The sequence below is a fragment of the Serratia sp. EC4 genome, from assembly GCF_059652115.1.
Map to the genome: position 1 here is coordinate 118,116 of NZ_JBNIDE010000003.1, position 21,382 is coordinate 139,497.

General features: G+C 60.7%; 21 protein-coding genes. 13 read left to right on the forward strand and 8 right to left on the reverse strand.

What is annotated here, in order from left to right; all coding sequences use genetic code 11:
- Nucleotides 1-44 precede the first annotated feature (44 nt).
- Nucleotides 45-1,439 carry an MFS transporter gene (locus ACP39K_RS10660; protein WP_033640532.1) on the forward strand — a complete coding sequence of 465 codons (1,395 nt, stop codon included), beginning with the start codon at nucleotides 45-47 and terminating at the stop codon, nucleotides 1,437-1,439.
- Between the two features lie 90 nt (nucleotides 1,440-1,529).
- Here the strand turns inward: ACP39K_RS10660 and ACP39K_RS10665 are convergent, their stop codons facing one another.
- From ACP39K_RS10665 to ACP39K_RS10685, 5 genes are all read right to left on the reverse strand, one after another.
- Complete coding sequence (locus tag ACP39K_RS10665; protein WP_033640534.1) at nucleotides 1,530-2,237, reverse strand: hypothetical protein; 708 nt, start codon at nucleotides 2,235-2,237, stop codon at nucleotides 1,530-1,532.
- 338 nt (nucleotides 2,238-2,575) lie between these two features.
- The gene (htpX, locus tag ACP39K_RS10670) at nucleotides 2,576-3,460 is read right to left on the reverse strand and encodes a protease HtpX (RefSeq protein ID WP_016927998.1); all 885 of its coding nucleotides are present in this window, start codon (nucleotides 3,458-3,460) and stop codon (nucleotides 2,576-2,578) included.
- Between the two features lie 309 nt (nucleotides 3,461-3,769).
- Nucleotides 3,770-5,818 carry a carboxy terminal-processing peptidase gene (gene prc, locus ACP39K_RS10675; RefSeq protein WP_033640537.1) on the reverse strand — a complete coding sequence of 683 codons (2,049 nt, stop codon included), beginning with the start codon at nucleotides 5,816-5,818 and terminating at the stop codon, nucleotides 3,770-3,772.
- Between the two features lie 19 nt (nucleotides 5,819-5,837).
- Nucleotides 5,838-6,548 (reverse strand): RNA chaperone ProQ, encoded by a 711-nt coding sequence (gene proQ / locus ACP39K_RS10680; RefSeq protein ID WP_016928000.1) that lies wholly within the window; start codon nucleotides 6,546-6,548, stop codon nucleotides 5,838-5,840.
- Nucleotides 6,549-6,644: 96 nt separating this feature from the next.
- Nucleotides 6,645-7,142 (reverse strand): GAF domain-containing protein, encoded by a 498-nt coding sequence (locus ACP39K_RS10685; RefSeq protein WP_033640540.1) that lies wholly within the window; start codon nucleotides 7,140-7,142, stop codon nucleotides 6,645-6,647.
- 255 nt (nucleotides 7,143-7,397) lie between these two features.
- On the opposite strand from ACP39K_RS10685, the gene yebS reads away from it, so the two are divergent.
- The 10 genes from yebS (at nucleotide 7,398) to ACP39K_RS10735 (ending at nucleotide 19,262) form a co-directional block, all read left to right on the forward strand.
- Entirely contained in the window at nucleotides 7,398-8,645 is a 1,248-nt protein-coding gene (gene yebS / locus ACP39K_RS10690; protein WP_028128162.1) for a membrane integrity lipid transport subunit YebS, read from the forward strand.
- Nucleotides 8,614-11,244, forward strand: a complete 2,631-nt coding sequence (locus tag ACP39K_RS10695; protein ID WP_015377667.1) for a PqiB family protein — start codon at nucleotides 8,614-8,616, stop codon at nucleotides 11,242-11,244. The genes yebS and ACP39K_RS10695 overlap by 32 nt, the downstream gene beginning before the upstream one ends.
- 102 nt (nucleotides 11,245-11,346) lie before the next feature.
- Nucleotides 11,347-12,783: a 16S rRNA (cytosine(1407)-C(5))-methyltransferase RsmF gene (gene rsmF, locus ACP39K_RS10700; protein ID WP_060445321.1), complete on the forward strand. Its 1,437-nt coding sequence runs from the start codon at nucleotides 11,347-11,349 to the stop codon at nucleotides 12,781-12,783.
- A 274-nt stretch (nucleotides 12,784-13,057) separates the two neighbouring features.
- On the forward strand, nucleotides 13,058-13,597 hold the full coding sequence (locus ACP39K_RS10705; RefSeq protein ID WP_016928005.1) for a Csu type fimbrial protein: 540 nt from the start codon (nucleotides 13,058-13,060) through the stop codon (nucleotides 13,595-13,597).
- A 2-nt stretch (nucleotides 13,598-13,599) separates the two neighbouring features.
- Nucleotides 13,600-14,103, forward strand: a complete 504-nt coding sequence (locus tag ACP39K_RS10710) for a Csu type fimbrial protein (protein ID WP_033640544.1) — start codon at nucleotides 13,600-13,602, stop codon at nucleotides 14,101-14,103.
- Between the two features lie 5 nt (nucleotides 14,104-14,108).
- Entirely contained in the window at nucleotides 14,109-14,657 is a 549-nt protein-coding gene (locus ACP39K_RS10715) for a Csu type fimbrial protein (protein WP_187181756.1), read from the forward strand.
- 24 nt (nucleotides 14,658-14,681) lie between these two features.
- Nucleotides 14,682-15,446 carry a fimbrial biogenesis chaperone gene (locus tag ACP39K_RS10720; protein WP_033640548.1) on the forward strand — a complete coding sequence of 255 codons (765 nt, stop codon included), beginning with the start codon at nucleotides 14,682-14,684 and terminating at the stop codon, nucleotides 15,444-15,446.
- 67 nt (nucleotides 15,447-15,513) lie between these two features.
- Entirely contained in the window at nucleotides 15,514-17,934 is a 2,421-nt protein-coding gene (locus ACP39K_RS10725; RefSeq protein WP_181817224.1) for a fimbria/pilus outer membrane usher protein, read from the forward strand.
- 20 nt (nucleotides 17,935-17,954) lie between these two features.
- A complete protein-coding gene (locus tag ACP39K_RS10730) occupies nucleotides 17,955-18,887 on the forward strand; it encodes a Csu type fimbrial protein (protein ID WP_079449321.1) in 933 nt (310 codons plus the stop codon).
- Between the two features lie 135 nt (nucleotides 18,888-19,022).
- Nucleotides 19,023-19,262, forward strand: coding sequence for a DUF1480 family protein (locus ACP39K_RS10735; protein WP_004931517.1), 240 nt, complete (start codon nucleotides 19,023-19,025; stop codon nucleotides 19,260-19,262).
- A 54-nt stretch (nucleotides 19,263-19,316) separates the two neighbouring features.
- On the opposite strand, the gene ACP39K_RS10740 is transcribed toward ACP39K_RS10735, so the two are convergent.
- Together ACP39K_RS10740 and ACP39K_RS10745 are read right to left on the reverse strand one after the other, a co-directional pair.
- Nucleotides 19,317-19,916 carry a papain-like cysteine protease family protein gene (locus tag ACP39K_RS10740; RefSeq protein ID WP_147881981.1) on the reverse strand — a complete coding sequence of 200 codons (600 nt, stop codon included), beginning with the start codon at nucleotides 19,914-19,916 and terminating at the stop codon, nucleotides 19,317-19,319.
- Nucleotides 19,917-19,920: 4 nt separating this feature from the next.
- Entirely contained in the window at nucleotides 19,921-20,313 is a 393-nt protein-coding gene (locus ACP39K_RS10745; protein ID WP_004931522.1) for an ASCH domain-containing protein, read from the reverse strand.
- Between the two features lie 339 nt (nucleotides 20,314-20,652).
- Here ACP39K_RS10745 and yniD point away from each other — a divergent pair, with 339 nt between their 5' ends.
- Nucleotides 20,653-20,745, forward strand: coding sequence for a small membrane protein YniD (yniD, locus tag ACP39K_RS10750; protein ID WP_016928013.1), 93 nt, complete (start codon nucleotides 20,653-20,655; stop codon nucleotides 20,743-20,745).
- Nucleotides 20,746-20,781: 36 nt separating this feature from the next.
- Here yniD and ACP39K_RS10755 read toward each other — a convergent pair whose 3' ends face one another.
- Nucleotides 20,782-20,934 (reverse strand): hypothetical protein, encoded by a 153-nt coding sequence (locus tag ACP39K_RS10755; RefSeq protein ID WP_162835083.1) that lies wholly within the window; start codon nucleotides 20,932-20,934, stop codon nucleotides 20,782-20,784.
- Between the two features lie 159 nt (nucleotides 20,935-21,093).
- On the opposite strand from ACP39K_RS10755, the gene ACP39K_RS10760 reads away from it, so the two are divergent.
- Nucleotides 21,094-21,303, forward strand: coding sequence for a hypothetical protein (locus ACP39K_RS10760; RefSeq protein ID WP_033640556.1), 210 nt, complete (start codon nucleotides 21,094-21,096; stop codon nucleotides 21,301-21,303).
- Nucleotides 21,304-21,382: the final 79 nt, after the last annotated feature.

Sequence of the window (21,382 nt, forward strand, 5' to 3'; positions counted from 1 at the left end):
TTAGCATGATAATACTCCCCTGAATAAATACCGCTGAGACCAACATGCGTCCTTGTTCCGACGGCCTCCCCGTCCCGCAACGCTATGGGGCGATCCTCGCCATCGCCCTCGGCATTACCGTATCCGTGCTCGACGGCGCGATAGCCAACGTGGCGCTGCCCACCATCGCGCGCGATCTCAACGCCAGCCCGGCCAGTTCCATCTGGGTGGTCAACGCCTATCAACTGGCGATCACCGTCTCTTTGCTGTCGCTGGCGTCGCTCGGCGATCTGGTCGGCTATCGCCGCATCTATCAGGCCGGATTGCTGGTGTTCAGCATCACCTCACTGTTCTGCGCCCTGTCCGACTCGCTGCTCACCCTGACCATCGCCCGCGTGCTGCAAGGCTTTGGCGCCGCCGCCATCATGAGCGTCAACACCGCGCTGATCCGCATCATCTACCCGCAGCGTTTTCTCGGCCGCGGCATGGGCATCAACTCGCTGATTGTCGCCTGCTCCTCGGCGGCCGGGCCGACGGTGGCGGCCGCTATCCTGTCGGTCGCGTCCTGGCAGTGGCTATTCGCCATCAACCTGCCGATCGGCATCGTCGCGCTGCTGCTGGGGATGAAATTCCTGCCGGCCAACGGCCAGAAAAGCGATAACCGCCGTTTCGATCCCACCAGCGCGGTGCTGAACGCGCTGACCTTCGGCCTGCTGATCACCGCCATCAGCGGCTTCGCCCAGGGCCAGAGCCTGACGCTGATCTTCAGCGAAATCGCCGCACTGCTGGCGATTGGCGCGGTGTTCGTGCGCCGTCAGTTGCGCCAGGAATTCCCTCTGCTGCCCGTCGACCTGCTGCGTATCCCGATCTTCGCCCTGTCGATGGGCACCTCAATCTGTTCGTTCGCCGCGCAAATGCTGGCGATGGTGTCGTTGCCGTTCTTCCTGCAAACCGCGTTGGGCCGCGACGAGGTGGCGACCGGGCTGCTGCTGACGCCGTGGCCGCTGGCGATCGTGGTGATGGCGCCGATCGCCGGTCGGCTGGTGGAGCGCGTGCACGCTGGCCTGCTGGGCTGCATTGGGCTGGCGGTGTTCGCGCTCGGGCTGTTTTCGCTGGCGCTGCTGCCGGCGGCGCCGTCGAATATGGACATCATCTGGCGCATGGTGCTGTGCGGCGCCGGCTTCGGCCTGTTCCAGTCGCCCAACAACCACACCATCATCTCCGCCGCGCCGCGCAACCGCAGCGGCGGCGCCAGCGGCATGCTGGGCACCGCCCGCCTGCTGGGGCAAACCTCGGGGGCCGCGCTGGTGGCGCTGATGTTCAACCTGTTCCCTACCTCCGGCACCCACGCTTCGCTGATCCTGGCAGGCGTGTTCGCTACCCTGGCGGCGGCGGTCAGCGGCCTGCGCATCACCCAATCGACCGCGCAAACGGCGCAGCCCAGCCGCGAGGTGAAATAGAGAACATTGAAAGAGCCGGAACCCAATCGATTTTAAAACCGACGCGGCCTGCCTGAGCCGGGCCGCGTCGAGTGCGATGCAGGCCTGCCGTCAGTCGCCGCTCCTCAAAGGGCTGCGGCCTTGTCGTAGACACGCTAAATAGGCGTCGTCATCCGGATACCAGCCAACAATGCGTTGGCCGTCGTTATCCACCCCCTCGAAGCCCTTCAGTAAGCCAGGGGCGAACATCCGCTTTATCAGATCTTCGGCCTGCGCGCTGTCGATGCGGCAATCACAGCGCGTGTCTCCGTCAACCTGAACGAAGTTCTGCAACGAAGCGAGACACCGCGCGTCGAGATCGCCATGGACATGGATAAACTCCCCCGTCTCTACCAGAGTGAGCGCGGTCAGGTCTCCCCCCACCACGAATGCGCCGTCGTTTCCTGAGCTGCAATAGGCATGGCGTATGCGGACATCATCACGCACGACCAGTCCGCCCCAGCAAATCAGCGTATCCGCCTGCAGCCGACCCAGCACGACAATGCCGCCGTCCTCGCGCTGCGGTGACACCGCCAGGCATCCTTCCACGATCACATCGCCGTCCACGATAAGGTAATCGTACTCGTGGCTGTCGTGCTCGTCGGGGAAAAATGCCGGGAGGTGAAGATCGCCTGAATGCCAGCGAATAGCCGGCTGTTCAGCATCGTCATCATGCCGGTTGAACAGTTCCGCAACCGCATCGGCGATACCGCTTGTCAATTCGGCCAGGCGCGCCGGTAGCTCATCACCGTTGAGTAAGGGAAGGTGGTTGATTTTCATAGGGCCTCAGGGACAAATGTCATTGCGCCAAAGCATATAACATGCGCCTCCAAAGCCAAACAGCCGGCCGTGACCGAGCACGATGCGGATTACCCACTCACCGGGAGAACGGGCACCGCACCTGCCCAGGCTGAGAGGCAGAAAGACGCTATTTGCAGGTGGGCTTCAGGGACTTCGGACGCTGCTGCGCAGCATTAACGCCCGTAGACTTTGGTGAGGCGCTTTACCTCATTCATTGCCGAATTTCATTGTTGAATCCGTCACCGCCGCTGACCAAGCGGTTCAGGCATGCCATAAAAAAACCCCGGCAAGCCGGGGTTTTCCTTTCATTCAGCCGATTATTTCAGGTACTGGCCGGAACGCAGCGCTTCGATACGCTTGTCGAGCGGCGGATGCGACATGAACAGCTCGCTGAACGACTTGGATTTGCCGTTGATGCAGAACGCCATCATGCTGCCCGCTTCCTGCGGTTCATAGCTGGTTTTCAGACGCTGCAAGGCGGCGATCATCTTCTCGCGGCCCACCAGTTTGGCGGAGCCGGCGTCGGCATAGAACTCGCGGTGACGCGAGAACCACATGGTGATGATGCTCGCCAGGATGCCGAACACCAGTTCCAGCACCATCGACACCGCGAAGTAAATCATCGGGTTGCCGTTGCCTTCCCCTTCGCCATCACCGTCGCGGTTGCCGAGGAAACCGGCGGCGACCTGCGCGATCAGGCGTGAAATGAAGATGACGAAGGTGTTCACGATGCCCTGAATCAGAGTCATGGTCACCATATCGCCGTTGGCGACGTGGCTGATTTCGTGCGCGATGACCGCTTCCGCTTCGTCGCGGCTCATGCTCTGCAGCAGGCCGGTGCTGACGGCGACCAGCGAGGCGTCGCGGCGTGCGCCGGTAGCAAAGGCGTTGATGTCCGGCGCGTGGTAGATAGCGACCTGCGGCATGGCGATGCCCGCCTGCTGCGACTGACGGCGTACCGTTTCCAGCAGCCAGTTTTCGGTTTCGTTACGCGGTTGTTCAATCACTTCCCCGCCGACGGAGCGCAGCGCCATCCACTTGGACATCAGCAACGACACGAAAGCGCCGCCGAAGCCGAACAGACCGGCCATGATCATCAGGCCCTGAACGCTACTGGATTGGATTCCTGTCAGGCTGAGCACCAGCCCGAAAACCAACATCACCGCCAGGTTGGTGAGCAGGAACAGAGCTATACGCATCATAAAATGTTTACTTCCTCATAAATGTTAACAAAACGCTGTCTAAGATACCCTAGATCGTATGGGCATTCGTCACAGTTTCAAGAGTCGCGCGTCATTAACCTACTAAAAATACGAAACTTTACAAAAACGGCGCGCGACCGGGATTTGGCAAATTGTAAACGATTGTTGCGCAAGGCGGAGGTTTTTTTACCCTAAATTTGTCAGGCGATGCATCAGCCCGCCTCCCTTCATCCAGCAGGGAGGCGGGCCTTCGCTTCGCCATAAAAAAACGCACCCGAAGGTGCGTTTTTCATCCCGCCGTAGGCGGCCTTATTTGGCCGGCGTTGGCTGCTGAGCGGGCTGATCTTTTTCCAGATGAGCCAGGTCCAGCGCGATATGCACAGATTCATCCAGGTACGGATCCGGTTCCTGGTAATCCTTCGGCAGATCGTCGAGCGATTTCAGCGGCTTCTTGCCCGCGCGTTCCAGACGCTCGTTGATGCGTTTCAGACGGGTCGCGTCGTCATCGTGGTTCTCTTTCTCGCGCACCGCCAGATTGAGGGACACGATGTTGCGTTTATCCTTCAGCGCCTTGTAATGCGCGATATCCTGCGCGATGTACTGGAACTCCGGATTTTGCGCAATGCGCTGCTGGTGATCTTTCAGCAGTTCCGGCTCGAACGGCGTCATATCGCCGGTCTTGCTGTAGGTCGCCGCATTGATGCTGTCCCACGGCATGGCGTTGTCTTCAAACGCTTCGCCGGTTTCCGCCGGATCGACGCCGGTCGGCATCAGAATGTCCGGCGTCACGCCCTTGCGCTGGGTGCTGCCGCCGTTGACGCGGTAGAACTTCTGAATGGTGTACTGCACCGAACCGAGCGCCGGCCACTCAGGGCGCAGCATCTGGTCGTAGATGCGGTTCAGCGAACGGTACTGCTGCACGGTGCCTTTACCGAAGGTCGGTTCGCCGACGATCAGCGCGCGGCCGTAATCCTGCATCGCCGCCGCGAAGATCTCGGAGGCGGAGGCGCTGAAGCGATCGACCAGCACCACCAGCGGGCCTTTGTAGTAGGTCACGCCGTCGGTGTCGGCGTCTTCACGCACTTTACCGTTGTTATCGCGCACCTGCACCACCGGGCCGCTCGGAATGAACAGGCCAGACAGCGACACCGCTTCAGTCAGCGCGCCGCCGCCGTTGGTGCGCAGGTCGATGATCACGCTCTTGACGTTCTGCTTGGCCATCTTCTGCAGCTGCACTTTCACGTCATCGGTCAGACCGACGTAGAAGCCGGGGATGTCGAACACCGCCACCTTCTCTTTGCCGACGGTCTTGATGGTCATTTTCACCGCGCGGTCTTCCAGACGGATGCGCTCGCGGGTCAAGGTGACCACGCGGGTTTTGGTGCCCTTGCCGGCCGGCAGGACTTCCAGGCGCACCTTGCTGCCCTTCGGCCCTTTGATCAACGACACCACGTCGTCCAGACGCCAGCCGATCACGTCCACCATCGGTTTGCCGGCCTGGCCGACGCCGACGATGCGATCGCCTACGGTGATCGCCTTGCTCTTCGCCGCCGGGCCGCCCGGCACCATCGAGTTGATCAGGGTGTAGTCGTCATCCATCTGCAGCACCGCGCCGATGCCTTCCAGCGACAGGCTCATCTCGGTGTTGAACTGCTCGGTGTTGCGCGGAGACAGATAGTTGGTGTGTGGGTCGATTTCATGCGCAAAGGCATTCATCGCCAGCTGGAAGACGTCTTCGCTGTTGCTTTGCGTCAGGCGCTTGATGGCGAACTGATAACGCTTGGTCAGCGTGTCGCGGATTTCTTTGTCGGTCTTGCCGGTCAGCTTGAGGTTCAGCTCGTCATAGGTGACTTTCGCATCCCACAGGCTATCCAGCTCGGTCTTGTCTTTCGGCCACGGCGCTTTGCTGCGGTCGAGATCGATAGTGCCGTTGCCGGTGAAGTTCATCGGCTTGTCCAGCAACGACAACGCATAGGTGTAACGCTCGAAACGGCGTTTCTGCGCCAGATTGAACAGCGCGTAGAAGGTGTCCAGCTTGCCGGTTTTCAGCTCTTCGCCAACCTGATTGCGTTTGCCGGCGAACTGCGCCACGTCGGAAGCCAGCAATACATTATGGTTGTAGTCCAGCATGTTCAGGTAGCGATCGAAGATCTTGCCTGAAAACTCCGCGTCAAGGGCGAACTGGCGGTAATGAGAGCGAGTGAAGCGCGAGGTAACGCGCTCACTCACCGTAGCGTGCTGGGGTTCCTGTTGCAGTTGGGGCAGTTGGCCGATGCGGATGTTGGCTGTTTCCGCGCCGTAACTGACACCCGCCCACAGCAGCCCTGCAATCGCTGTTAATCTGACGAATTTGTTCATGCCTGGGTTGGCCTCCGTATCAGAACTGCAAGTGTTCTGCGCGCACAATCATCGCCAGACCGGAAGAGAGCTGCACACGTACGCCATCTTTAGCGATTTCGAGTACGGTAGCATCCATCGCGCTCTTGCCTGCTCTGACTTTGATTTCCTGGCCAATTTGCAGTTTAGAGATATCCGTGACTGGCGCATAACGCGGCTGGCTTTCCTCTTTGGCTACACGAGGTTGGCGAGCGGGCTGTGGGCGAGTTTGTGGGCGCGGCTTGCGGTTTTCCGGCGCGGCTCCGCCTTCGCGACGTGCAGCGGGCTTTTTACCGGCTGGACGCGGACGGCGTGGCGCAGCATCGGCGGATTCGCCGGCGGCTTCACGTTTTTTGGCGTTTTGTTCGGCACGCTGTGCCTGAACGCGCGCTTTGGCTTCTTCAAGCTGCTGGCGAGCATGATCGACATGCTGCTGTTCCAGTTCACCGCACGGATTGCCGTCCAGATCGACGCGCTGCGCGCCGACTTTAACGCCGTACAGGTAACGCCAGCTTGAGGTGTACAGGCGCAGGGCAGAACGCAATTGCGTTTTGCTGAGATTCTCTTCCCCCTGCACGCGCTCTACCAAATCCTGAAAAATACCGATTTTCAGCGGACGAGCTTCGCCTTCGGCGCTAAAGCAGAGCGGAAAACGCTCGGCAAGAAAAGCAATGACTTCTTTACTAGAGTTCAACTTAGGTTGATTTTCCATGAAATTTCCTGATTACAACGGTATTGCCAACAAGCCACAGGCATGAACAGGCGTCATTATAATGACGCCATCGGTAATTGCCACGTTAACCGTCGATCAACTTGCCGCCACAGTCACATATTTCGCACTGTCGCACTGTTCCAGTTGCTCACAAAGCCCCGCCACCACTGCTTTCAGGCCCGCTTCGTCCCGTTCGTCGAAGCGTTGATAAACCGTGCTATCGATATCCAAAACGCCGATCGTCCGGCCGCCAACCGCCAGCGGCAGCACGATTTCCGCGTTGCTGGCCGCATCGCAGGCGATATGGCCCGGGAACGCATGCACGTCGCCGACGCGCTGCACGCGATTTTCCGCCACCGCCGTGCCGCACACGCCCTTGCCCACCGGGATGCGCACGCAGGCGATCTTGCCCTGGAACGGCCCCAGCACCAGCTGATCGCCCTCCATCAGATAGAAACCGACCCAGTTCACGTCATCCAGACGCTCGTTGAGCAAGGCGCTGGCGTTGGACAGCGCCGCGATAAAGTTGGTCTCCCCGCCGAGCAACGCGCTCAGATCACGTTTTAATTCCGCGTAGAATTGTTCTTTTGTCATGTGATAACCATTGAAACAGTGAAGATGGCCAGAAGCCCAAAGCTTAGGCCCTATAAAATAAGCATTAAATGCGTATAGCCACAAGGTTAATCATCTGTTGCTTCACAAAACCCCGTCGCTCGGGGTATGTTTGCCGCTCAGAATCCCGGTTTACCTCGTTTTACCGTCCGGCGCCCGATCGCCAGTGACGCGGCCGGTTTATTTTTCAGCTACGCTGACAGTTCCGGCGGGCTCAAGGGCAGCGACTTGTCAAAAATGAAAATACACGCGATCACCGCCCCCCTTTCCAAAGCGCGCCACCAACGCTGCTGCGAGTGCGATCTGCTGTTCATGCTGCCGCCGCTCAGCGGCAATCAGGCCGCTTATTGCCCGCGCTGCAACGCCAAGGTGGTGCACGGCCGCGACTGGTCGATGACGCGTCTGACCGCCATGGCGATCACCATGCTGCTGCTGATGCCGTTCGCCTTCACCGAACCGCTGATCAGCATCCGCCTGCTCGGCACGCGCATCGACGCCAGTTTGCTGGAGGGCATCTGGCAGATGAGCCGCCAGGGCGATCCGCTCACCGCCAGCATGGTGGCGTTTTGCACCCTCGGCGCCCCGCTGACGCTGGCGCTGTCGTTGCTGTACCTGCGCTTCGGCCACGCGCTCGGCATGAACCTGCGCCCGGTGCTGCTGATGCTGGAACGGCTCAAAGAGTGGGTGATGCTGGACATTTATCTGATCGGCATGGCGGTGGCGGCCATCAAGGTGCAGGATTACGCCGACATTCAGGCGGGCAGCGCGCTGATCGCCTACCTGTCGCTCACCCTGCTCAGCATCCTGACGCTGATCCACGCTAACCTGGAGCAGCTGTGGGAGCGTTACTATCCGCAGGAACAGCCGGAAGGCCCGCCGGCGGCGCTGCATATTTGCCTGTCCTGCCACTATACCGGCTACCCTGACGCGCGCGGCCGCTGCCCGCGCTGCCATGTGCCGATGTGCCACCGCCAGCCCTACAGCCTGCAGAAAACCTGGGCGGCGCTGATCGCGGCGATGATCCTGCTGATACCGGCCAACCTGCTACCGATTTCCATCATTTACGCCAACGGCGTGCGGCTGGAAGACACCATCTTCTCCGGCGTGGTCTCACTGGCCACCTCCGGCAACGTGCCGATCGCCGCCATCGTGTTCATCGCCAGCGTGCTGGTGCCCTTCACCAAGGTGATCGTGCTGATCACACTGTTGCTGAGCATCCACTTCAAAACCTCGCACAGTCTGAAGACGCGCATTCGTCTGCTGCGCCTGGTCACCTGGATCGGCCGCTGGTCGATGCTCGATCTGTTCGTTATCGCCTTGATGATGTCGCTGGTAAATCGCGATCAACTGTTATCTTTTACTATGGGACCGGCCGCGTTTTACTTTGGCTCGGCGGTCATTTTGACTATTCTTGCCGTTGAATGGCTCGATAGCCGATTGATTTGGGATGCACATGCAACAGGAAACGCCGACTACACCGACTGAAGCGCGGGTCAAGAACAAACGCCGCATTTCACCGTTCTGGTTACTGCCGTTCATCGCCCTGCTGATCGCCGGGTGGCTGGTCTATAACAATGTCCAGGAGCGCGGCACCACCGTCACCATCGATTTCCAATCGGCGGCGGGCATCGTCGCCGGCCGCACGCCGGTGCGCTACCAGGGCGTTGAGGTCGGCACGGTGCAAAAAATCAGTCTGAGCAAAGATCTGCGCAGCATCGTGGTGGAAGCCAGCATCAAAAGCGATCTGGAAGACTCGCTGCGCGAAGGCACCCAGTTCTGGCTGGTGACGCCCAAGGCCTCGCTGGCCGGGGTGTCCGGCCTCGATGCGCTGGTCGGCGGCAACTATATCGGCATGATGCCCGGCAGCGGCAAGGAGCAAACCCATTTCACCGCGCTCGATACCCAGCCGAAGTACCGCCTGAACACCGGTGAACTGATGATTCACCTGCACGCCGACGATCTCGGCTCGCTCAACAGCGGCTCGCTGGTCTACTACCGTAAAATTCCGGTCGGCAAGGTGTATGACTACACCATCAGCGAAGGCAACAAGGGCGTGACTATCGACGTGCTGATCGACCGCCGCTTCGCCAACCTGGTGAAGAGCAACAGCCGCTTCTGGAACGTTTCCGGCTTCAAGGGCGATTTCAGCCTGTCCGGCGCCACGGTGCAGATGGAGAGCCTGGCGGCGCTGGTCAACGGCGCCATTGCCTTCGATTCTCCGGCCGATGGCCAGCAGGCCAAGGGCGATCAGAGCTATACCCTGTATCCTGATCTGGCCCACAGCCAGCGCGGCGTCAATATCCTGCTGGATCTGCCGAGCGGCAACAGCCTGAGCGAAAACCGCACGCCGCTGATGTACCAGGGGCTGCAGGTCGGCACCCTGACCAAGCTGACGTTGCAACAGGACAGCAAAGTGGTCGGTGAACTGACCATCGATCCTTCGGTGGTCGATCTGATGCGCAGCGGCACCCGCATCGTGATGCGCAGCCCGCGCATCAGCCTCAACGACGCCAAGCTTAGCCAGTTGCTGACCGGTACCACGCTGGAGCTGGTGCCGGGCGAAGGCGAGCCGCAGCAGCGCTTCAACGTGCTGGACAGCAGCGAAACGCTGTTGCAACAGCCTGGCGTGCTGACCGTCACGCTGAATGCGCCGCAAAGCTACGGCATCGACGTCGGGCAGCCGCTGGTGGTGCACGGCGTGAAAGTCGGCCAGATCCTGAGCCGCACCTTGACCGCCGGCGGCGTGGTGTTCACCGCCGCCATCGACGCGCAGTACCGCGGCCTGCTGCACAAAGACAGCAAATTCGTGGTCAACAGTCGTCTCGACGTCAAGCTGGGCATTGACGGTATGGAAGTGCTTGGCGCCAGCGCCCAGGAATGGGTAGACGGCGGCGTGCGCATTATTCCCGGCAGCAAGGGGGAACCGGGCGGCCAATACCCGCTGTACGCCAACAGCGAAAAAGCCGAGGAAGGCATCGTCGGCAACGCCCCCGCCACCACCCTGACCCTCAGCGCCACCAGCCTGCCGGACGTGCAGGCCGGCTCGGTAGTGCTGTACCGCAAATTCCAGGTGGGCGAGATCGTCAACGTTCGGCCGAAGGCCAACGAGTTTGAGGTGGACGTCTATATCAGCCCGGAATACCGCAAGCTGCTCACCCGCGAAAGCATCTTCTGGGCCGAAGGCGGCGCCAAGGTGCAGCTCAACGGCAGCGGCCTGACGGTGCAGGCTTCGCCGCTCAACCGCGCGCTGAAAGGCGCCATCAGCTTCGATAATCTACAGGGCGTGACGCTGAACAAGGGCGCCAACCGCGTGCTGTACGCCAGCGAAACCGCCGCCCGCGCGGTGGGCAGCCAAATCACGCTGAAAACCTACGACGCCAGCAAGCTGTCGGCGGGTATGCCGCTGCGCTACCTCGGCATCGACGTCGGACAGGTAGAGTCGCTGCAGCTGGCGCCGGAGCGCAACGAAGTGTTGGCCAAAGCGGTGCTGTATCCGGAATACGTGCAGACCTTCGCGCGCCTGGGCAGCCGCTTCTCGATCGTGTCGCCGGAGATCTCCGCCGCCGGCGTCAGCAATCTCGATACCCTGCTTCAACCTTATATCAACGTGGAGCCGGGGCGCGGCCGCGAGCTGCGCACCTTCGAGCTGCAGCAGGCCAGCATCACCGACTCGCGCTATCTCGATGGCCTGAGCGTCGTGCTCGACGCGGCCGAAACCGGCTCGCTGCAGATCGGCACGCCGGTGCTGTTCCGCGGCGTGGAGGTCGGCACCATCACCGGTTTCTACCTTGGCGCCATGTCCGACCGGGTGCACGTTGCGCTGCGCATCAGCAAGAAGTATCAACATCTGGTGCGCAACAACAGCGTGTTCTGGCTGGCGTCGGGTTACAACCTGCAGTTCGGCCTGACCGGCGGCGTGATCAAGAGCGGCACCTTCCAGCAGTTCATTCGCGGCGGTATCGCCTTCGCCACCCCGCCGACTATTCCGCTGGCGCCGAAAGCGACGCCGAACAAGCACTTCCTGCTGAATCCGGAAGAGCCGAAGGACTGGAAAACCTGGGGCACCGCCATTCCGCGCGATTAACTTTCGCGTTTTCCTCAGGGCCCGGCAATGCCGGGCCCTGTTTTTTTCCGCTTTGTGATAAACTCTCGCCCTTGTCTTTATTGCACCCTGAGAGTTCGCCCCGTGGCCAAATCCACCGCCGTTTTTCTGCCCCCCGCTTTCCTTGACGCCACCCGCGCCATCATGCCCGCCGAGCTGGCGATGGACGATTTTATCGCCGCCTGCCAGCGCCCGCTGCGCCGCAGCCTGCGCGTCAACACGCTGAAAATCAGCGTCGCCGACTTCCTGGCGCTGGTGCAGGATTACGACTGGCGATTGGAGCCCATTCCCTGGTGCGCGGAAGGGTTCTGGATCGAGCGCGACGATGAAGAACTGCGTCTGGGCAGCGCCGCCGAACACCTGAGCGGTCTGTTCTACATTCAGGAGGCCAGTTCGATGTTGCCGGTCAGCGCGCTGTTCGCCGGCGACGCGGCGCCGACTCGGGTGCTGGACGTGGCGGCGGCGCCGGGCTCCAAAACCACCCAGATCGCCGCGTTGATGGGCAACCAGGGCGGCATCGTCGCCAACGAATACTCCGCCAGCCGGGTGAAAGTGCTGCACGCCAATATCAGCCGCTGCGGCGTGAAGAACACGGCGCTGACCCACTTCGACGGCCGGGTGTTCGGCGCCGCGCTGCCGGAAAGCTTCGACGCCATTCTGCTCGACGCCCCCTGCTCCGGTGAAGGCGTGGTGCGTAAAGATCCGGACGCCATGAGCAACTGGTCGCCGGACAGCGTCGCCGAGATCGCCGCCACCCAGCGCGAGCTGATCGACAGCGCGTTTCATGCGCTGGCGCCGGGCGGCGTGATGGTTTATTCCACCTGCACGCTCAATGCGCAGGAAAATCAGCAGGTGGTGCGCTGGCTGCTGGACACCTATGGCGACGCGGTCAGCGTCGAGCCGCTGGGTGAGCTGTTCCCCGGCGCCGGCAAGGCATTGACCGCCGAAGGCTTCCTGCACGTCTTCCCGCAGATTTACGACAGCGAAGGCTTTTTCGTCGCCCGTCTGCGCAAACAGCACGCCGTAGCGCCGTTGGCGAAGCCGACCTATAAAGTCGGTAAGTTTCCGTTCAGCCCGCTGTCCGGCAAAGAGGCGGCGCTGGTCGCCCAAGCCGCCGCCGCATCCGGCTTAACCTGGGGCGATGACAGCCGGCTGTGGGAGCGCGATAAGGAAATCTGGCTGTTCCCGGCCGAGCTGGAGCCGCTGTTCGGCAAGGTGCGCTTCTCGCGTATCGGTCTCAAGCTGGCGGAGCGCTTCCCGAAAGGTTTCCGTTGGCAGCATGAAGCGGCGATCGCCCTCGCGGGCGCCGGCGGCAAACAGCATTTCGAGCTGGACGCCGCGCTGGCCCAGGAGTGGTATCACGGCCGCGATCTCTACCCGGAGCAGCCACCGGCGGGCGACGAGTGCATCGTCACCTATCAGGGGCAACCGCTGGGCATCGCCAAACGCATTGGCAGCCGCATCAAAAACAATTTGCCGCGTGAGCTGGTGCGGGATGGCGCGCTCGATTTCCACCTGTAAATAATACCGCACCGGGGAATGAAACTCCCCGGCGATAAAATAACGCTAATAATATTCCCATCGCCTTTCGTTATTATTCTAATCATTTCACTTTATCGGTATGCCTCGCCTACAAGCCCCGTCATACGGGGAATGAGAATAAAAAGTTTCTCGTTTTCATCAAGACAATTCCCGATTCTTATTCTATTAATTAAAGTGCAGCTAAATGAATACGTTCAACCCACCTCTGGGTGGCGTCTTTGCGGGCTTTCTCTCATACGGCAAGGAATATAAGATGAAAAAAACTCTGATGGCATTGACCTCGGTAGCAACCCTGCTGTGCGCCAACGGCGCGGCTAACGCAGCAGGCACCATTCAAGGCACGTTAGGCGTGACGCTGACCATCGGCGCCGGTTGCGTCGTGGGGGGCGGCAGCAGCAGCGGTTCCGTCAACGACTTCGGCTCCATCAGCTTCGGCACTTACTCTTCACTGGCCAACATCATCGACGCCAGCGCCACCGGCGCAGGGGGGGCCGGTACGCTGTCATTGACCTGCACGACCGGCACAGACTACACGGTGGCGCTGGACAACGGGCTCCACGTCACTTCAGGCACCCAACGCCGCATGGCCAGCACGGCAGGCGCATTCATCAGCTATAACCTGTACCAGGATGCCGCACGCACCACCGCCTGGGGCAGCGGCGCCAACGCGCGGACCGGTACCGGCACCGGCGCCGCCGTTCCGCTGATCGTGTATGGCCGCGTACCGGCGGCCGGCTCTACCCCGGCGGCGGACACTTATAACGACACCGTCACGATGACGGTCACCTGGTAACGGTGCGGCGCGCGCTCTGCTGCTGCGGATTATGGGCGTGCAGCCTGTTGGCGCAGGCCGACAGTAAAACCGCGACCCTCGGCGTCAGCGCGACCTTGCTCAGCGCCTGTGAGGCCGGCAGCAGTTCAGGCGGCAACGTCAGCTTCGGCACGCTGAATTTCGGCACGCTGTATTTTCTCAGCACCGCAACCAGCGTCGCCGGGCAGCAAAACGCCGGCGCCATTCGGGTGAAATGCACCAACGGCACCAGCTACAGCGTTCTGCTTGGCGGCGGGCAAAGCGGCAATACCGCTGCCCGCTACCTGCAAAGCGCGGCGGGCCAACGGGTGAATTACAACCTGTACACCAACGCCGCCCACAGCGCCATTTGGGATAATCTGACGGGCGTGTCACAAACCGCCAACGGTGCGGACAACTGGCTGCCGGTCTATGGCATGATTCCGGCGCAGTCCACGCCCCCGACAGGCAGCTACACCGATACGGTACAGGTCACGATCAATTGGTAATGACGATGCGCGCTTCCATTTGCGGTTTGCTGTTCTGCCTGCCGCTTTCCCCGGCCCAAAGCGATACCGGCGTCAACGATTTGACCAAAAGCCAGCCGTTCACCGTCAATGCAACCGTGGTAAAAGGCTGCGTATTGGGCAGCGGCGTCAGTGACGTGACCACCTTCGGCACCCTGAACTTCGGCCAACTGTCCTCGCTGAGCAACGCAGTCAACGTCGTCTCCAGCAGCGGCGCCGGTTCGGTGCTGTTTCGCTGCAACCCGGGGCTGAGCGTCACGCTGGCCCTCGGCGTCGGCAATCACGTGACCGGATCCATCGCCGGCGGCAGAAAATTACAAAACGCCGTCACGTCGGAAACGCTGCTGTATCAACTTTATCAAGACAGCAACTACGCCACTCTTTGGGGAGATGGCGCCAACGGCGGCGCGGCGCAGACCGTCGCCGCCACCGGCAGCACGCAAGAAATCAAGGTTTACGCCCGTCTGTTTTCGACCAGTACCCTGCCCACCAGTGGCGTTTACAGCGATACGGTCTTGTTGACGGTCACTTATTAAGTTTTTTGCAATAAGGATTGAGTTATGCGCATACCCTTCCGTCTGCCGTTAACGGCAGCCTTGCTCCTGGCAAGCCAACAGCACGCCCTGGCCGCGGCTTCCATTCTCATTTGGCCGATCGATCCGGTGATTGAAGATCAACAACAGGCCACCGCGCTGTGGCTGGAAAATCGCGACAGCAAACCGGTCTATATGCAAATTCGCGTGTTGGGTTGGCAGCAAACCGCCGGCAAAGACGATTACAGCAACCAAAGCGACGTGATCGCCAGCCCGCCGGTGGCGTCGATCGCGCCAGGCAAACGCCAGCTGATACGCCTGATCAAACAGTCGGCGCCGGCGGCGGGACAGGAGCGGGCCTACCGCATTTTGGTCGATGAAGTGCCGGTGAAAGAACCATCGTCGAGCGCCGCTCCCGGCGGTGCGGAGATGGGGCTGAAATTCCAGATGCGCTACTCGGTGCCGCTGTTCGTCAGCGGCAAGGGCATCTGGACCAAACAGGACAGCGAAAAACCGCGCGATTACGCGACCGCCAGCCAACCCCTGCTCAGCTATCGTCTACAGCAGCAAAGCAGCGAACGCTGGCTGGAGGTGCGAAATCAAGGCGCAGTGCATGCCCGTATATCGAAAGTGACGCTGCAAGGCCGCAGCCTGAATCCCGGCCTGATGGGATACGTGCTGCCCGGTTCACAGATGCGCTTCGCCTTGCCGCCCGCCGGCGGTTTCAGCAGCGGTAAGCTGATGGCCACGGTCAATGACAACAAACAGCCCGTAGCCATTCCGTCTTATTGAGGCCCAGGTGCAGCCGACAGGGAGGCTATCGACGCGGCGCTTCAGCCTTAAGCCGCTGGCGTGTGCCATGCTGAGCATGGCGGCCGGCGGCTGGCTGCCGTTTGCGCTCGGCGACGATCTGCCGCCGCCGCCCAGCGCCATCAGCATGCCGGACACCACGCTGTATCTGGAGCCGGTCGTCAACGGGCGCCAAACCGGCAACGTCGTGCCGGTCAACTACCGCGGCGGCCATTACTACATGACGCCCCAACAACTGCTCGACGCCGGGCTGCCGGTAGCGGATAAACAGGCGAAAGAAATCGCCGTCGATCGGCTGGAGAAGGTGGATGTCAGCTACAGCGGCGAGAGCCAGCAGCTGCTGATCAACGTGCCCAACGACTGGTTGCCGCAGCAAACCATCGGCGCCCGTTCACCGTTGCAGCGCTTGCCGGCGCAAAGCAGCCTCGGTTTGCTGTTCAACTACGACATCTACGCCAGCCAAAGCAACGGCAATGGCCGGCCGGGCTACCTGTCGGCGTGGAGCGAACAGCGGCTGTTCGACGGGTTCGGCGTCGTCGCCAACACCGGCATCTACCGCAGCGGGTTTAACGGCGGGCCAAACGACGATGGCGGCCGCTATATTCGGTATGACAGCTACTGGCGTTTCAACGATGACCAGCGGATGCTGAGTGTGATCGCCGGTGACCTAACCACCGGCTCGCTCCCCTGGAGCAGCGCCGTGCGCATCGGCGGCTTGCAATTGGCGCGCAATTTCGCGGTGCGCCCGGATCTTATCACCTACCCGCTGCCGCAGTTTTCCGGCCAGGCGGCATTGCCCAGCAGCGTCGATTTATACATCAACAGCTATAAAAACAGCACCACCAACATCAATCCCGGGCCGTTTACCCTCAACAGCGTGCCCTACATTAACGGCGCGGGTCAGGCCACCGTCGTCACCACCGACGCCCTCGGCCGCCAGGTCAGCACCACGGTACCGTTCTACGTGGCCAGCAACCTGCTGCAGACCGGCATGAGCGATTTCAGCATTTCCACCGGTTTGCTGCGGCGCAACTACGGGTTGAATTCTGCCGATTACGGGCAATGGGTAGGCAGCGCCAGCTTACGTTACGGCGTCACTGACTGGTTAACCCTGGAAGGGCGCGCCGAAGGCGCAGCCGAGTTGGCGGTCGGCGGCGGCGGCGCCGACATTCGCATCGGACAATGGGGGGTTTTCAACGCGTCCTACAGCGTCAGCCAGGCTGGCGACGAAGCGTTTAACGGCGGCAGGCCGATACAATCCCCCACGTATTATGACCCGCTGACCGGCAGGCCGTTGCAACAGCCGGATCCCCAGCCCGTCTATCGCTACACCGGCAACCACGGCGATCAGAGCAGTTTTGGCTACACCTACAGCAACTCACGCTTCAGCCTCAACGCGCAACGCATCCTGCGCAGCGCCGATTTTGGCGACATTTCCGTGTATAAAAGCGACTACCGTCTGAGCCGCCGCACCGATCAGTTGACCGGCAGCGTCAGCCTGGGCCGGCTCGGCAGCCTCGGCGCCGGTTATTTTGACGTTCGCGACGCCATCGCTCAACGAACCCGCCTGGTGAACCTGTCCTACAGTGTGTCGCTTTGGCGCAACAGCAGCCTGTACGCCTCGCTGAACCGGGAAATCGGCAGCAGCGGTTACAGCGCCCAACTGCAGCTCTCGATTCCGTTCGACAGTTGGGGCACGGCCAGCTTCAGCGCCGCGCGCGACAACAACAACCGCTGGAGCGAACGCGTCAGCTACAGCCGCGCCGCACCGACCGATGGCGGTTTCGGTTGGAATCTGGCCTACGCCAATAACCCGAGCGGCGGCGATTACCGCCAGGCGGATCTGACCTGGCGAACCCGCAGGCTCGAAGCCCGAGCGGGCGTATACGGCACCCGCGATGAAACCAACCACTGGGGAGAAATCAGCGGTTCGCTGGTGGCGATGAACGGCGGCGTATACGCCACCAACACCATCAACGATGCCTTTGCGCTGGTGTCCACGCAAGGATACGCCGACATTCCTGTGAGCTATGAGAACCAGCCGATCGGCAAGACCGATGCCCAAGGCTATTTACTGGTGCCGACCGTCACCTCTTACTACCATGCGAAATTCCAGATTGATCCGCTCAACCTGCCCGCCGACGTCGCGCTGCCGACGGTGGAAAAAACCGTCGCCATTCGCGATCACAGCGGTTTTCTGGTCGAGTTCCCCATCCAACCCATCTCCGCCGCCGATGTCGAACTGGTTGACGAGCAAGGCAAACCGCTGGCCAACGGCAGCCAGGTGGCGGTGGTTGGCGGCCGTCAGCAGAGCTATGTCGGTTGGGATGGCATGACCTATATCGACCCGGTGCAACAACACAATCGCCTGAGCGTGATCCCAGCCGACGGCGGCCCGCCATGCCAGGCGGAATTCAGTCTGGCGAAGCCTCAGGGCATCCAGCGCGTCGGCCCGGTTGTCTGCCGCTAATTCAACGACGGAGAGTCACTATGTTTCGGGGATTGAAAGCCTTATTGTTGACCCTTTCGCTGCTGCTCTGTCAGCGCGCATTCGCCGACTGCGCCACCACCAACGGCACCGTCACCTTACCGGGGAGCAGCTCTTTCGTGGTCTACAATGGGCAGATCAACGCCCAGGGCACCGCCGGCCTCAACTGCACCGGCCTCGGCCTCAATTTGCTCACGCAAAACACCGTCACGGTCAAGATCGCCTCCACCACCAACAATATGGCGGTTGCCAACACCGACGGCTCCGGCGATAAAATCGCTTACCTGATCTACCCCGACGCCAACTACCAATATCCATACAGCATCGGCCAAACCATCGACTACAGCTCGCTGAACCTGCTGTCGCTGATCCTGATTTCCTCCAACGTCAACTTTCCGCTGTATATCAAAACCACCGCCGGCGCCAACGTGCGCGCAGGAACCTATACCGACAGCATCAACCTGATCTGGAATTACCATATTTGCGGTCTGGGCGTGCTCGGCCTGTGCGTTTGGTGGGATGGCGTCGACAAACCCAGCACGGTCAGCGTCAGCGTCACCATCACCAAAGATTGCCTGATCGGCACCGCGCCCAACGTCAACTTCGGCAGCATGGCGTTGGTCGGACAGTTCAATCCCGTCAATCAGAGCATTACCCTGACCTGCACCAAAACCGAGGGATACAACACCTATTTCACCAACGGCAATAACCCGGTCACCGGTTGGCGGCGCATGAAAAGCGGCACCAGCAATTTCATGCAGTATCAGATTTACCTGCCAAATACGACGACCGTTTGGGATAGCACCAACAAACAGAGCGGCGCCGGCACCGGCCTGGCGCAAAGCATCCCGTATAAGGCGGCGGTCAATGCGGCGCAGACGGAAGTGGCGGTCGGCAGCTATCAGGACAACCTCAGTTTTGTGGTGGAGTACTAGGCGTTGTGTTTTGCCGGCGTGGAAATTGTTTCCAAAATGTAATTTTTATGTGGCATTTTTTGCTCATTTGGCTATGCTCTTACCGATGACCACACTGGTCTAACCTCCTACCACACCATTGAGCAAGGAGTTCCCATGAGCAAAACCGTCGTAAAAATTGGCAGCTTCGAGGTCGATGATGCGCATCTTCACGCCGGCGCCGACCGCGCCGGCACCCTGAGCATTCCCTGCAAGTCCGATCCGGATCTGTGCATGCAGCTGGACGGCTGGGATGAACACACCAGCATCCCGGCGATCCTCGACGGCAAACAATCGCTGCTGTACAAGCAACACTACGATCGGCAGGCGGACGCCTGGGTGATGCGGCTGGCATGAAAATGCATCAGAACTGCTGACGACGCGCTGTTTTCATCGGAAACAGCGCGTTTTTTATGCGATGGCGATGCCGCGGCCGGCAAAGAAAGGGTCGAAGCGGTTGAGTGACAGCTGTACGTGCTCACGCGTCGCCGGGCTGTCGCCCGAAGGATTATGGAAGGTCACGCTTCGCGCATCGGCGGCGGTGATCAGCACCAGATGCCCGCCCCTGTGCGGCGGTGCGCTCTCCGGCCGGCGAATGGCGGGATGCACCGAGGCGATAAAGTAACGGCATTCGCTAAGCAGCGCCGGCACGTCGGCAGCCGCCAGCCCCACCTTCACCTCCGCTTGCAGCGCGAACTGCTCTCGCACGTACTCGACGAACGGCGCGTAAATCAGGCCCTTGATCCGCTCACCCTCGCGCACATAGGCGCCATAGGGCAGGCTGCGCCGCGCCAGCTCCAGCAGCGGCGGCGCTGCGCCGTCGCGATGGCCCAGCACCATTTTCAGGCAGGCCATGCCGCACACGTGGTTGGCCCACTCGATGTACTCGGCCCGATCGCGGGCGCCGCTGCGCGCCCAATTTTCGTCTTGCGCCAGCGTCGCGCGGCCGGCTATCAGATCGGCGGCCAACTCCGGGCTCGCCCACTGGCACTCGTAGGGAACGGCGCGCATAAGATTAGAATTTGTCGACGACTTTGAAATTCATCAGCACCAGCGTCATGTCCGGCGAGAACAGATCGTACTCTTCGAAGAAGCGCTGCAGCTCTTTGCGCCAATGCGCCAGCGAACGATCGCCCTCGCCTTCGGCAAAGGCGTGCGCTTCATCGACCTGATCGTAAGTTTTCATTTCCACCGCGGTCAGCTCGACCGCGCAGACCGGCTCCCCCTTGCCATCCACCACCAGGAACAGATCGCCGGCCTGCGGGATCCCTTCGCCGTCCAGGTTGGAACAGGTGGCCGTTTTGGTGCCATTGAGGATCAATTGCACCACTTCATCGGCCTGCTGCTCGGTATCGCCGAATGCCCAACGCTCAAGGTGTTCGTATTTCTGTGGAATTGCCGTCGCCATGATTATACCTTTTGGAAAAATGCCTCAATGCAGACAGGATAGTACAACGTATTGCCGGCCGTCTGCACCCGTCGCAGACGCGACTGCGCATTCCGCCACCGCCGTCTTTACGCGTTTTTACCGTTCTTCGCTGTGCCTGTCGCGCTGCGGGGCGCATACTGTGAACATTATTCACCCAATGGCGTCCGCCAGGCGGTAACATGCGGCAAAATGACATCGATGCTGACGATACGTTCAGCGACTTACTCAACGGCGTCGCGTTAGTGACGCTTTTCCTCATCCTCCTCGCCGGCGGGTGGTATTTCAGCTAAAAAGGAAGGCGACGTGGCGACAAAACGCATGGGCAACAAGCTCAGTAAAATGGTCGTGGTGCTGCTGCTGATTTGCCTGGCGCTGCTGCTGTTGCGTTGGGCGGCGATCGCCTTCGGTTAATCCCGCGAAACGACGCCGGCAACGCCGGCGCCCTGTTCACCGCCGCCGTGGCGCAGTCGGCTCCAGCAACTCCCGCAAATAGGCCAAACGCGCCTCCTCCTGAAGCAACCAGCGGCGACACAGCCAATGCTGCGTTTCACCCGTGCGGCTCAGGCGGTAGTACTCCGCCAAGGTTTCGACCCAGTTCATGATGTTTTCTCCTGCTTTTCGACAACGCAAGTATTGAGCGTAAAAACCAGAAGAAATACTGATGGCTTGTTTTTTATGCTTCCTGTTTTAGGCGGCGGGTAGCGAAGCCGCAGCTCAGCTGCTACATTGGGCAAAAATCAACCCACCGAGGTGTAGACCATGACGTTCTCGGAACAGGAGATTAAACCCGTATGGGATGAGGTCGCACGCCTGATCGGCGATGGCGTGATGCAACTGCGTCATCGCGGCGAAGCGCTGTCGGTGGAAACGCTGGAAAAACATCTGACGCGGCAGTTGGCGGACAGCAACGATATCGAACGGCGCATCCTGCTCGGCGCCGCCATCAACATGCTGAAAGGCGGAAAATGAATCGCCAACCGAAGAAGGTTGGCGATCCGACAGAAGCCCGAGGTATGCAAGCCCGGCCTTCTGCGCGCTACTATGTCAC